Below are 13,034 nucleotides of genomic sequence, written 5' to 3' on the forward strand. Positions count from 1 at the left end.
TCGCTCCCAGGAGCTGTTTTCGCTCCAAGAGAAAGACGTGTCGAGATGCAGACAGTTCAACCTGCCGACGTGCATCCGCCCGCCGTGCACCCTCCCGCCATGCACCCACCCGGCGTCTGGTCGTGCGTTCCGATATCGAGCATCGAGGATCTGAGTGATGCGGTGCGGGGCGCCGGCCTCGAGGCAACCCAGATGTCCGCCGGGCACTTGTCGGGCGGTCTCGCGTTCAGCGACGACGATGGGATCGTCTGCAGCAGCGGATTGATCGAGGGGCGGGTCTCCCTGTTCGGGCCGCTGTCGCAGGACCGGATCACCACCGGCGTTGCCTTGAGGATCGGAAGCGGTGCGCGCCACTGGCTGAACGAAATCAAGACGGGCAGCGTCGGTGTTTTCCTGCCGGGCGACGAGCACGACGCGCTCTACACGCCGGGATCGCTCTATGCCGCGGTCACGCTGTCGGCGGAGAAGCTGGCGGAAGAGGCCGCGAAGCAGGAGCTCGTTCTGGACAGCCGTCTGGGTGGGACAGGCATCCACCCGGTCTGTCTTGCACCGGCTGCGCTGGCGGAATTCGAGCGCGCCTTCCAGTCCGTTCATCACGGCGGAGGCGGCCACCACGCTCACCTCGCCAAACGCCTGTTGTCGGCGCTCATCGCGCACCTGGCGCGTCCGCCGCGCCAGGTCAACAGGGGACGCCAACGCGATCTGCACAGCAAGATCGTCGAGCGGGCGCGTGCCTACATTTACGACCGTCTGTCCGAACCGATCTCGATCGCGGAGCTCGCCGCCGCCTCCTACGCGTCGCGACGCACGCTGTTTCGGGCATTTGCGGATGTTCTCGACGATACGCCGCAAAGCTACGTGCGGCGGTTGCGGCTGCATCGTATCCGGCACGATCTGGCGAGCGACGCCGAGAAAGCCTGCACGATCGCGCTTGTCGCCAATCACTGGGGCATCAGCGAGCTGGGCCGGATGTCAGGCTGGTATCGCGAGCTGTTCGGCGAAAAGCCGAGCGAGACCGTCGCGGCGTTGCGAACCGCGGTTCCGCGAAGATTGGCACGAACGGCGTAGCAATCGGCGCGGCCATCTCCCTATCCTCGACGACGAAGTCGATCCAGGAGCTGGGATTTGTCGGCTGTCGCACTCGAAACGTGGCATCGCTTCGACATCAGCAGTGTCGATGATCTCAGGAACGCGGTGTTCGACGCCGAGCTTGAGGCGATCCAGCTGCCGGCCGGCCGGGTTCACGGCAGCCTCGCATTTGCGGCGCGGGACGGCATTGTCTTCAGCAGCGGCCTGATCCACGGCCATGCCCTCGTCACCGGCGCGATTTCCGGTGATGCGATGACGCTTGGCGTCGGCCTCAGGATCGGAACCGGCTCGCTGTTCTGGCTCAGCCACGTGATGGACGGCGACGTCGTCGTCATCCTGCCGGGCGGCAAATGCGATGTCCTGTTCAACGGCACGTCGCTCTATGTCACCGCAACCCTGACGGCAAAACAATTGCAGCGGGAAGCCGAGCAGGAAGGGCTCGTCATCAATCGTAGCCTGATAAGGCGGACCGGTCTTCACGCCGAACCGATCGAGCCCGATGCGCTCGCCGCGTTGAGCGAGCAGGTCGAAAGCCTTCACGCCTCCGGCGACATCAGGGACAAGCGGCTCGAAATTGGCAGGCGGATGCTGCGCACGCTGGTCAGTCACTATGCGCGCCTGCCCGATAGGGGCGGCGGCCGCGTTCGTCCCGTCGGGCAAGCGATGATCGTCCGGAAAGCCCGCGACTACATCAGAAGGCATCTGTCCACGGCGATCTCGGTCGATGACGTCGCGAGCGCCACGCAGACGTCGCCGCGCACGCTGTTTCGCGCGTTCTCGGAGACCCTGGGGGACACGCCGCATCACCATGTTCGCCGGCTGCGGCTGCACAGGATCAGACGGGAATTGCTTTCGAGCAACGCCGCGACGGTAGCTCTTGCAGCGCAGAAGTGGGGAATACCCGGGGATATGGGGCGCCTGGCAAAGGACTACCGGGATCTGTTCGGAGAAAACCCCAGCGCCACGCTCGCCCTTGGCCGTGCGCTGCAACGAGGCGATCTGCCGGTCTGAGCGATTGGCACGATCGACGTCGACGCCCTTCCTCCGAGGGACAATGCAAAGCTCGGACAGATCATGTCGCGAGAATGCGAGCGTGTGCCCACCGGCCGTTCGACAAATCCGGTGTCGTCCCTGCTTTCTTTCGCAGGGACGACGGCTGTGAATGTGGTGCGACGTGTGGCCGAGAGAACGCCGGGCAATTACCCCGCCAGCACCGCGTCTGCGCCGGTGACCGCCTCGGCGCTTTCCGTCACCGTCTTCTCCAGCGACGGTGCCTGCACGGCGATGTTCTCGGCGAAGAAGCGCGCCAGTGCGACGTAGCGCTGCGGCTCGGCCTCGCCATTGGCCTTCGCGGCCAGCGCCTCGCCGGCGAGCATGCAGCCGCCGAGCGTGGCGCCGAACAGCCGTAGGTATGGCGTCGCGCCGGCGAGCGCCTCGTTCGGCGCGGCGGCCAGCCGCTCGAGCAGCCATTTGCTGGCGCGCTCCAGCGCGGCGTGGGCGTCGCGCAACTTGGCGCCGGTGGTGCCGAACGCCGGATCGTTGGAGATCTCGACCTGCTTAATGGTCGCATTGATCTCGTCGAGCAGCGCCCACACTGAGGCGCCGCCATTGGCGCCGAGCTTGCGGGTGACGAGGTCGATCGACTGGATGCCGTTGGTGCCCTCATAGATCGAGGTGATGCGGGCATCGCGATAGTGCTGCGCGGCGCCGGTCTCCTCGATGAAGCCCATGCCGCCATGGACTTGCACGCCGAGATAGGAAACCTCGTTGCCGACATCGGTGGAGAACGCTTTCGCGATCGGGGTCAACAGCGCGCCGCGCGCGGCGGCGTCAGCGCGCACCTTGGCGTCCTTGGCGCGCACCGAGACGTCGAGCGCGACCGCGGTGGCGTAGCAGATCGTGCGCGCCGCCGCCGTCATGCTGCGCATCTGCATCAGCATGCGCTTGACGTCGGGGTGCACGATGATCGGATCCATGCCGTCGCCCTTGTGGCCGATAGCCTTGCCCTGGCGGCGTTCCTGCGCATAGGCCAACGCCTGCTGATAGGCGCGGTCGGCGATGCCGACGCCTTCGAGGCCGACGCCGAGGCGGGCCTGGTTCATCATCGTGAACATGCAGCGCATGCCGGCGTTTTCCTCGCCGATCAGAAAACCGATCGCGCCGCCCTTGTCGCCCATCGTCATGGTGCAGGTCGGCGAGGCGTGCATGCCGAGCTTGTGCTCGACGCCGCTGGCATGGATGTCGTTGCGCGCGCCGAGCGAGCCGTCGGCATTGACCAGGAATTTCGGCACCAGGAAAAGCGAGATTCCCTTGGTGCCCGCGGGCGCATCGGGCAAGCGTGCGAGCACGAAATGCACGATGTTGTCGGTCATGTCGTGCTCGCCATAGGTGATGAAGATCTTGGTGCCCTTGAGGCGGTAGGTGCCGTCATCGGCGCGTTCGGCGCGGGTGCGCAGCGCGCCGACGTCGGAGCCGGCATTGGGCTCGGTGAGCTGCATCGTGCCGGTCCATTCGCCGGTGACGAGCTTCTCGAGATAGATCTTCTTCAGCTCCGCGCTGCCATGGGCTTCGAGCGCCTCGATCGCCGACAGCGTCAGCAAGGGGCACAGGCCGAAGGCGACGTTCGACGCGCTCCAGATCTCGGTGCAGGCGGCGTTGATCGCGAGCGGCAGGCCCTGGCCGCCGAACGCTTCCGGGCCCGACACCGCGTTCCATCCCGCCGCTGTCCAGCGCTGATAGGCGTCGGGCCAGCCCGGCGCGGTCGTCACCTTGCCGTTGTCGAGCTTGATGCCGTGCTCGTCGCCGACCTTGTTCAGCGGCGCCAGCACATCGGAGGCGAACTTGCCGGCTTCTTCCAGGACCGCAGCGGTGATGTCGCCCTCGAAGTCGCCGTAGTGGCCGGCCTCCACGGCGGCAGCGAGCCCCGCACCGTGATTGAGGGACAGCAGGATATCGTTGATCGGTGCACGGTAGGTCATGGCGTTACTCCCGACGAGGCGTTTGCAAATTGTCATCCCATGAAACCGGCGGCCTCTCAACAGTCCGAACGGACATCGCGCGGTCTGTTTCGGCCACCAAGGCGTTGCGGCATCAGGCGGCCCGCCATCACGGGCGCGGCGGCATCACCCTGCGGCTTTCCTGCGTTTTCGCTCGCCGCCCTGTTGAAATGGCGGGACTCACCCTATAGACCGACGTGGCCCTCGATCGGCACGTTGGGGCGTAGCCAAGCGGTAAGGCAGCGGATTTTGATTCCGCCATTCGGAGGTTCGATCCCTCCCGCCCCAGCCAACTTAACGCATTGATAATTCATGTGATTTTAGTTTGTTCCGATCTGTCGTTCTGAACGGCGCTAGCAGCCGCATTCTGAACGTCTGTTGCCGCTTGGTTCGCAAGCACGTCGGCGTGCCGCTTCCGGGGCGCCGACAACATCCGCGCCTCGGTCCGTTTGGCATACCCGGCATAGCTTTCCCGGTGCGGTGCGCAGATAGGGCCCGACCTTGGCCCTCGGTGAGTTCGCCCTCTTCAAGCTCGGTCATGCCCCCGTGCCGGGAAGCGTCGAGGGTGAACTCTTTGGGCTGGCCGATTTCCTTCCTCATGCGCTGGACAATCTTTTGCATGCCAGAGAACGAGTAGGGCTTGGACACGCCTTCCTCGACTTCTCGCAGGATTATGGGCACGCCACGACGGGCTAGTTTCGCCAGGACCGCCTCGGCTTCCCTCGTAGAATTTGACGACCTCGCCACCGGCCAGCCGTTCTTCCAAAGGATGGTCAATCACGGCGCCGGTCTTACGGTGCTCGATCCGGATCGTCGGTCTTGGCCCGTTCCTGAAACCGGTCCATTTGATATGTCCGGCAATCACATCTTCTGGGCGTTGCAGCCACTCGAAACAGATCGCCGCGGCAGCACCGCACTCCGGCTCGCCGCGCTCGATGCAACCGTGAGCGAATTTGTAGGTCTGCTCTCGCGTGACGGCGTGTTTGACCAGCTTGACCCGCGTTGCCATCGTGACGCCCAGCCAGGGGTTTGGAACGTCCGACGGAAATTCGGCAGGATGCAGGCGGTGCACGACACGCCATGCCTTGCGGCACAGCACGACCAGCTTCTCAGCGGTTCGCAGCCGGTTGCCTTTTCCGCCCTTGACGAAGGCATCGTAGAGCTTGTCCGCCCCAAGCGGGCCAACTGATTGATCGGCCGGCCGCCGATGCGATCGCCGCGTTGGCGCGCAGCAATCGCTCAACTGCAAGCAAAGCAAAGTTGCTGCATCTTCCACCCAGATCAGGCTGGCCGCGTTGCCTCGGTATGACGAGCCGCTGCTAGGTCAAGCCGATCATTTTCGTGCTATCCCGCCGCTTGCGGGGAGGTCATTTGCTGAGCACGCCAGTCCAGGCCGAGGCTGTTCGCGCGCTCAATCGCTTTGTTGAACGTTCAGTAAAGTAGCATACTAAACATGCCGGCTGTGGCTAACCTTCTGGCTTTCCTGTTATCGGGACGGGCCGAAATGCGTCCGCCGGACCAGATCGGCAATCGTTGTTCGCCGCATTCGCTACAATCCTTGGGCAATTTGTTGCATTGCGAACATCGACGCTTGCGCGTGCTAGCGTCGGGAATATTTTCGCCAAGGTCGCGAGAACCGGCTTGACGGGCCAAAAAAATTTAGTACTACGTTTAGTAATACAAAAAACTAAACATCGCGCATCGAGCGCCGATGTGCAGGAGGAGCCCAAGCCATGCCGGAGCCGTCTCCGGCAGCGGTCCGTCTCGTCCTTCACTCATCGCTCCTCAAACTCGGTTTCAGGGTCTTGGCGTCGCTCCGGCAGGGCGCGCTGAGCGGGTTGGACGCTTCAACGAGAGAGGAAACGGATATGCGGACATTCAATTGGCTGAGAAGCTCAGCGGCCACCACGGTTCTCGGGGCGGCGCTGCTGGGGATATTTGGCGGAGGCGAAGCTGCGGCGCAGGGTAAGCAGCTCACGCTGTGCTGGGCGGCATGGGATCCGGCCAACGCGCTGGTCGAACTCGGTAAGGATTTCACCAAACAATCCGGCATCGAGATGAAGTACGAGTTTGTCCCCTGGACGAGCTACGCGGATCGCTTCCTCAACGAGCTCAACTCGCACGGCAAGCTCTGCGACCTGATCATCGGCGACAGCCAGTGGATCGGCGGCGCCGCCGAGAACAAGTGGTACGTCAAGCTCAACGATTTCTTCGACAAAGAGCACATCTCGATGGACGACTTCGTCCCGGCGACCGTTGTCGGCTATTCGCAGTGGCCGAAGAATTCGGCGAACTACTGGGCGCTGCCGGCGATGGCCGACGCCGTGGGCTGGACCTATCGCAAGGACTGGTTCTCGCGGCCCGACATTCAGTCGGCTTTCAAGGCCAAGTACGGTCGTGATCTGGTGCCGCCGAAAACCTATGACGAGTTGAAGCAGATCGCGGAGTTCTTCCAGGGCCGCGAGATCGACGGCAAGAAGGTCTATGGCGCCTACATCTTCACCGAGCGCGGCTCCGAAGGCATCACGATGGGCGTGACCAACGTGCTCTACAATTACGGCTTCAGTTACGACAATCCGAAGAAGCCGTACCAGATGCAAGGCATCGTCAATTCCGCCGAGGCGGCCAAGGGGCTCGAGTTCTACAAAGAACTCTACAAGTGCTGCACCGCGCCGGGCATGACCAACGCCTACATGCAGGAAGGGCTCGATGCCTTCAAGTCGGGCCAGGTGGCGATGCAAATGAACTGGTTCGCCTTCTTCCCCGGCCTCTACAAGGATCCGAATGTCGGCGGCGACAAGATAGGCTTCTTCGTCAATCCGGCCGGCCCGAACGGGCACTTCACCCAGCTCGGCGGACAGGGCATCTCGGTGGTTGCGACCTCCGACCGCAAGGACGACGCGCTCGCCTACATCAAGTGGTTCGCGCAGCCCGCCGTGCAGCAGAAATGGTGGCAGATCGGCGGCTACTCGGCGCTCAAGGCGGTGGTCGACGCGCCGGACTTCCCGAAGAGCGCGGCGTTCGCGCCGCAATTCCTGGAGTCGATGGGCATCGTCAAGGACTTCTGGGCCGAGCCGTCCTACGCCCAGCTGCTGCTTGATATGCAGAAGCGGGTGCACGACTACGTCGTCGCCGACAAGGGTACCGCGCAGCAGGCGCTCGATCTCCTGGTCAAGGACTGGACCAAGGTGTTCAAGGAACAGGGCAAGCAAGTCGCCTCGCAATAGCCCGAACGCCGCGCCCAACTGAACCGGCTTCCCCGAGGTCAGCCTCGGGGAAGCTGAACCAGCCCAGCCGATGGACAAGATGACGACGATCCTGCAACCCGAGCATGCTACCATCCCGGGCGTGAGCGAGCCCGCCAAATCCCGCGCCGCGCGCCGCGTCCATGGTCTGTCCGACCGGACCATCGCATGGCTGTTCGTCGCGCCGACGATTGCGCTGCTGCTTGCGATCAACATCTTCCCGCTGGTCTGGATGATCCGGCTGTCCTTCACCAGCCTCAACCTCAGCATGTCCTATCTGCCGCTGCGGTTTGTCGGGCTCGACAATTTCAACGACATACTCAACGACGAGGACGTCTGGTTCCGGCTCCAGACCACCGCGCAATTCGTGATCTGCTCGGTCGCCTTGCAGGTCGTGGTCGGCTTTGGGCTCGCGCTCCTGATCAACCGTCAATTCCGCGGCCACAGTTTCTGGACCACGATCATCCTTCTGCCGATGATGCTGTCGCCGGCGGTCGTCGGCAATTTCTGGACGCTGCTGTTGCAGCCGCAGATCGGCCCGTTCAACTATCTGATCAGCTTGTTCACCGGTGTGCCGCCGAGCTCTTTCAGCATGACAGGGCAGGTCGCGCTCGCGCCATGGACCATCGTGCTCGTCGACACCTGGATGTGGGCGCCCTACGTGATGCTGATCTGTCTCGCGGGGCTGCGCTCGATCCCGGATTACATCTACGAGGCAGCCGAAGTCGATCGTGCCTCGGCCTGGCGGCAGTTCTGGTCGATTACGCTGCCGATGACGGTGCCGTTCCTGATGCTGGCGGTGCTGTTTCGCGCGATCGAGAACTTCAAGATGTTCGACATGGTCAACCTGCTGACGTCGGGAGGGCCGGGATCGACCACCGAGCTCGTGTCGATCACACTGAAGCGCGCGGCATTCGAGAAGTGGCGCACCGGCTATTCCTCCGCGCTCGCCATCATCCTGTTCGTGGCCGTGTTCGGGGCCGCCAACATCTACGTCAAAGCGCTCAACAAGGTGAAGCAACGATGACCGCTGCCGTAGCCAAATCTGTCCTGGCCAGATCCAGCGCACACTCGATCGTCGAGGCCTCGCCGCGCACCAGGGCATTCGCTGGTGCTCTCGTCATCCTCTATGCGTTGATCACGATCCTGCCGCTGCTCTGGATCGTCGCCACCGCCTTCAAGTCGCAAAGCGATGCCATCGCCTATCCGCCCAAGGTGATCTTCGAGCCGACGCTCGAAGGTTATGTCAACCTGTTCACGGTGCGCACCCGCCAGACACCTGACTTCATCGCCAAGTTGCCGCCCCCGGAGACCTGGTATGACAAGCTGGTCCGCAAGCGTGACATGGTCACTGCCGGGCCGTCCAAAGTCGTTCCGCGCTTCGTCAACTCGCTGATCATCGGGTTCGGTTCGACTTTCCTCGCCGTCTTCCTCGGTACGCTCGCGGCCTACGCCTTCTCGCGCTTCCGCATTCCGTTGGCCGACGATCTCTTGTTCTTCATTCTGTCGACGCGGATGATGCCGCCGGTCGCGGTCGCGATCCCGATTTATCTGATGTACCGGCAGCTCAACTTGACCGACACCAGGCTCGGAATGATCCTGCTCTATACCGCGGTGAACGTCTCGCTCGCGGTCTGGCTACTCAAGGGGTTCATCGACGAGATCCCACGCGAGTACGAAGAGGCGGCCCTCATCGACGGCTATACGCGACTGCAGGCGTTGCGCAAGGTGGTGCTGCCGCAGGCCGTCACCGGAATTGCGGCGACCGCGATCTTCTGCCTGATCTTCTCCTGGAATGAATACGCCTTCGCGGTTCTGCTAACCAGCGGCGAGGCGCAGACCATGCCGCCCTTCATCCCGTTCATCATCGGTGAGGGCGGGCAGGACTGGCCGGCGGTTGCCGCCGCGACCACGCTGTTCGTCGTCCCGATCGTCATGTTCACCGTGCTGTTGCGCAAGCATCTGTTGCGCGGCATCACCTTCGGAGCCGTGCGCAAATGAGCAACTCTGCTGTTGCCAGGCGGGCCAACGGAACCAAGCGGACATTGCACCGCTTCTTCAGTCGCCGGCGCTGGGAGGCCGTTGCGATGACCCTGATCGGGGGCGGCATCTTCATGCTGGTGCAGCCCTTCTCGATCGATCTCTACAGCTACTCATTCGTGACGATTCTGGCCGGCACGGTAGGCTTCGTCGTCGTCAGCCACTTTCCGGAATAGGGACATGGCTCAGATTCGCATCGAAAATCTTCGCAAGTCGTTCGATCAGTTCACCGCGGTGGAAGGGTCGACCTTCACCATCGACGACGGCACTTTCTTCGCGTTGCTCGGCCCTTCCGGCTGCGGCAAGACCACCACCTTACGCATGATCGCCGGCCTCGAGCTGCCGACCGAGGGCAAGATCCTGCTCGACGGGGAGGATGTCACGTTCCACCGTGCCGCCGCCCGCGATATCGCGTTCGTGTTCCAGCTGTTCGCGCTCTATCCGCATATGGATGTCGGGCGGAATATCGGCTTCCCGCTGAAGTGCCAGGGCATGGCGCGGCACGAGATTCGTGAGCGGGTGCAGGAGACCGCGCGGATGCTGCGGATCGAGCATCTGCTGTCGAGTAAGACATCGAAGCTCTCGGGCGGTGACCGCCAGCGTGTCGCGCTCGGCCGAGCCATGGTGCGGCGCCCGAAGGCCTTCCTGATGGACGAGCCGCTGGGCGCGCTCGACGCCGAGTTTCGTCATCTGATGTGCGGCGAGCTGCGCGACTTGCACGATCGCATCAAGGCGACCACGGTTTATGTCACCCACGATCAACTCGAAGCGATGTCGATGGCCGACCGGATCGCGATCATGAACAAGGGGCTCGTGGAACAGATCGGCACGCCGCAGGAGGTTTACGACCGGCCTGCCAGCATGTTCGTCGCGGACTTCATCGGCTCGCCGCCGATGAACTTCCTGCGCTTCGAGGGCGGCCTGCGATCTGGTGACCGGGCGATCAATTTTCATGACACCAGGCTCGTGGTGCCCGAGATCCGCGAGGACCGCTCCAGCGTCGCGCTGGCCCTCGGGATTCGTCCGGAGCATATTCGCTTCAGCGACGCCGGATCCGTTCGTGGCGAGGTGTTTGGCGCGGAATATCTCGGCACGACGCAGATCGTCACAATCGACACGGCCTATGGACGGGTCGCGGCGCGGCTGCCGTCGAGCGCCTCGGTGCGGATCGGAGAGACCGTCGGCCTCGAATTCAACTCCGTTCGGCTCTCACTGTTCGATGCCGGCAGCGGCCTTGCAATCAGGACCGCCGGCGAGGAGGGAGGGCGCAATGGTTGACGTCAGTTTGCGCAATATCAGCAAGCGCTTCGGCGCGGTAGAGGCGGTGCTCGACCTCTCACTGACGGTGAACGACGGTGAGTTCCTCGTCCTGCTCGGGCCGAGCGGTGCCGGCAAGACCACGACGCTGCGGCTGATCACCGGGCTCGAGAGGCCCGACGCTGGTTCGGTCATGATCGGCGGCCACGACGTGACGCATGATCCGCCGGGTTCACGGGACATCGCATTCGTGTTCCAGCAATATTCGCTGTATCCGCATCTGTCGGTCTATGACAACCTCGCGTTCCCGCTGCGCTCTCCGGCGCGGCGCGTGCCGGAGCCACAGATCCGCAAGCGTGTCGAGCAGACCGCGGAGCTCCTGCATATCGCCAGCAAGCTGAATAATCGCGCCACTCGCCTGTCGGGAGGTGAGATGCAGCGGGTCGCGATCGGACGCGCGCTGGTGCGCGACCCCTCGATCTATCTGATGGACGAGCCACTGTCGTCGCTGGATGCAAAGCTTCGCGCAGAGCTTCGCCTCGAATTGAAACGGATCCAGCTTGAGCTCGGCGCGACCATCCTTTATGTGACCCACGATCAGGTCGAAGCCATGACGATGGCGTCAAGGATCGGCGTGATCAGGGACGGTCGGCTGCTTCAGCTCGGCACGCCGAGGGAGGTCTACGAAAATCCATCCAGCAGCTACGTCGCATCGCGGCTCGGGACGCCCCAGATCAACTTCCTGCCCGCACGGCTGCTGTCCGATGTGGCGATACCGCCGGAAACGGAGACGGTCGGCATCCGCACCGAGCACCTTCAGATCGCCGCGCGCAACGGCGGGCAGATGGTCGGTCGGGTGCATCGCGTCGAGCATCTCGGCGAGCAGAATCACGTTCACCTCGACTATAAGGGCGAAACGCTGGTGACGCTGGCGGATCCGCATCAACCGCTGCGGGCCGGCCAGGAGGTTGAATTGCAACTGCTGCGTCCGCTGTGTTTCGACCGTGCGGGGCAACGCATCGGCTCGATGGTTCAATAGGGGAGCGAGAGGTTCAGATAGATGTCTGTGCAACCGGAGACATTCAAGTCGCTGCTCAAGGCGGCCGCCGAGCAGGTCATCGCCAGCGCGCCGGAGCTCACGAGCCTGGACCAGGCGATCGGCGACGGCGACCACGGGACCAACATGAAGCGCGGCTTCGAAGCCGTGCTCGGCAAGCTCGATGCCATCTCGGAGCAGCCGCTCAACGAGGCATTCAAGGCGATCGGCAAGACCCTTGTCATGACGGTCGGCGGCGCCTCCGGCCCGCTTTATGGCAGTTTCTTTCTCGCCGCGGGCGAAGCGCTGTCGCGAGACAAACACCTGCCTGACGATCTCGCCGACGTGTTCGGTAGCGGAGTGGACGCGGTGAGCGCGCGCGGTCACTCGCAGGCCGGCGAGAAGACGATGCTCGATGTGCTCGTTCCGGTGCTGGAGACACTGAAAGCGGGCGCCGGCCAGCCCGATCTGATCGCGCGGGTGCGCATCACCGCAGCTGAAGCGGTCGACCGCACAGTGCCGATGCAAGCCACCAAGGGCCGGGCGTCGTTCCTCGGTGCGCGCAGCGTCGGTCATGTCGATCCCGGGGCACGATCGAGCTGCGTTCTGCTGCACGCTGTGTGCGCTGGCCTGGAGGCGCGGCAATGACCGATACCGTAGGGATCGTGATCGTCTCGCATTCCCGGGATATCGCCAAGGGAACCGCGGACATGGTGCGGCAGATGGTCGGCAGCGAGGTCAAGGTCGCCTTCTGCGGCGGCAATCCCGATGGTGGTCTCGGCACCAGCGTGCCGCTGATCATCGATGCCATCAACGATGCCTGGTCGTCGAAAGGCGTTGCTGTGCTTGTCGACCTCGGCGGCGCCGAGACGAACAGCGAAATGGCGGTCGAAATGCTGGAGCCGGCGAGGCGTGATCTCGTTGTCGTCTGCAACGCGCCGATCGTCGAGGGCGCCGTCATGGCGGCGACCGAGGCTGCGGGCGGCAGCTCGCTGACCCAGGTCAGAGCCGTGGCCGAGGAACTCTCTGCCGATTGAGATCGGCGACGCGATTAATGGATGATGAGCATGCTTGATAGAGCGGACGGACAGATTTTCGCCGGCAATGTGCAGCTGGTGCATGCAGTTGGCATGCACGCGCGCCCCGCGGTCAAGCTGACCAAGCTCGCGAAGAAGTTCCAGGCTCAGATCTCCGTGCGTGTCGCGGGCGCGCCGGAATGGATCAATGCCAAGAGCGTGGCCAAGATCATGGCAATGCGCGCGGCACATGGCAGCACGATCGAGATCAAGGCCTCCGGTAGCGATGCCGAGGCCGCGGTCGCGGCGCTGGTCGATCTGATCGCAGGCGATTTTCCGGATGGAGCACCATAGC

13 protein-coding genes and 1 tRNA gene are annotated in these 13,034 nt (G+C 63.5%); 13 read left to right on the plus strand and 1 reads right to left on the minus strand.

All coding sequences use genetic code 11. The annotated features are described in order from the left end of the window. Positions 1–69 precede the first annotated feature (69 nt). A complete protein-coding gene (locus ACVILL_RS24555) occupies positions 70–1,068 on the plus strand; it encodes a helix-turn-helix domain-containing protein (protein WP_456731386.1) in 999 nt (332 codons plus the stop codon). 57 nt (positions 1,069–1,125) lie between these two features. Continuing rightward, positions 1,126–2,100 (plus strand): helix-turn-helix domain-containing protein, encoded by a 975-nt coding sequence (locus ACVILL_RS24560; protein WP_456731387.1) that lies wholly within the window; start codon positions 1,126–1,128, stop codon positions 2,098–2,100. 188 nt (positions 2,101–2,288) lie between these two features. Here the strand turns inward: ACVILL_RS24560 and ACVILL_RS24565 are convergent, their stop codons facing one another. Further along, positions 2,289–4,067, minus strand: a complete 1,779-nt coding sequence (locus ACVILL_RS24565) for an acyl-CoA dehydrogenase (RefSeq protein ID WP_456731388.1) — start codon at positions 4,065–4,067, stop codon at positions 2,289–2,291. Positions 4,068–4,302: 235 nt separating this feature from the next. On the opposite strand from ACVILL_RS24565, the gene ACVILL_RS24570 reads away from it, so the two are divergent. The 11 genes from ACVILL_RS24570 (at position 4,303) to ACVILL_RS24620 (ending at position 13,033) form a co-directional block, all read left to right on the plus strand. Next, positions 4,303–4,377: transfer RNA gene (locus ACVILL_RS24570), tRNA-Gln, on the plus strand. Positions 4,378–4,725: 348 nt separating this feature from the next. Next, positions 4,726–5,274, plus strand: a complete 549-nt coding sequence (locus ACVILL_RS24575; protein ID WP_456731389.1) for a hypothetical protein — start codon at positions 4,726–4,728, stop codon at positions 5,272–5,274. Positions 5,275–5,953: 679 nt separating this feature from the next. After that, the gene (locus ACVILL_RS24580) at positions 5,954–7,312 is read left to right on the plus strand and encodes an ABC transporter substrate-binding protein (RefSeq protein WP_456731390.1); all 1,359 of its coding nucleotides are present in this window, start codon (positions 5,954–5,956) and stop codon (positions 7,310–7,312) included. Between the two features lie 70 nt (positions 7,313–7,382). After that, complete coding sequence (locus tag ACVILL_RS24585; RefSeq protein WP_456731391.1) at positions 7,383–8,357, plus strand: carbohydrate ABC transporter permease; 975 nt, start codon at positions 7,383–7,385, stop codon at positions 8,355–8,357. Then, entirely contained in the window at positions 8,354–9,331 is a 978-nt protein-coding gene (locus ACVILL_RS24590) for a carbohydrate ABC transporter permease (RefSeq protein ID WP_456731392.1), read from the plus strand. Before ACVILL_RS24585 ends, ACVILL_RS24590 begins: the two co-directional genes overlap by 4 nt. Next, on the plus strand, positions 9,328–9,546 hold the full coding sequence (locus ACVILL_RS24595; RefSeq protein WP_456731393.1) for a hypothetical protein: 219 nt from the start codon (positions 9,328–9,330) through the stop codon (positions 9,544–9,546). Before ACVILL_RS24590 ends, ACVILL_RS24595 begins: the two co-directional genes overlap by 4 nt. 4 nt (positions 9,547–9,550) lie before the next feature. Beyond that, a complete protein-coding gene (locus tag ACVILL_RS24600; protein WP_456731394.1) occupies positions 9,551–10,648 on the plus strand; it encodes an ABC transporter ATP-binding protein in 1,098 nt (365 codons plus the stop codon). Then, positions 10,641–11,666 (plus strand): ABC transporter ATP-binding protein, encoded by a 1,026-nt coding sequence (locus ACVILL_RS24605; protein WP_456731395.1) that lies wholly within the window; start codon positions 10,641–10,643, stop codon positions 11,664–11,666. The genes ACVILL_RS24600 and ACVILL_RS24605 overlap by 8 nt, the downstream gene beginning before the upstream one ends. A 21-nt stretch (positions 11,667–11,687) precedes the next feature. Further along, positions 11,688–12,311, plus strand: a complete 624-nt coding sequence (gene dhaL / locus ACVILL_RS24610) for a dihydroxyacetone kinase subunit DhaL (RefSeq protein WP_456731396.1) — start codon at positions 11,688–11,690, stop codon at positions 12,309–12,311. Further along, on the plus strand, positions 12,308–12,700 hold the full coding sequence (gene dhaM / locus ACVILL_RS24615; RefSeq protein ID WP_456731397.1) for a dihydroxyacetone kinase phosphoryl donor subunit DhaM: 393 nt from the start codon (positions 12,308–12,310) through the stop codon (positions 12,698–12,700). The genes dhaL and dhaM overlap by 4 nt, the downstream gene beginning before the upstream one ends. A gap of 30 nt (positions 12,701–12,730) precedes the next feature. Next, positions 12,731–13,033: an HPr family phosphocarrier protein gene (locus ACVILL_RS24620; RefSeq protein ID WP_456731398.1), complete on the plus strand. Its 303-nt coding sequence runs from the start codon at positions 12,731–12,733 to the stop codon at positions 13,031–13,033. The last annotated feature ends 1 nt before the right edge of the window (position 13,034 follow it).

The organism is Bradyrhizobium sp. USDA 3364 (assembly GCF_054056355.1).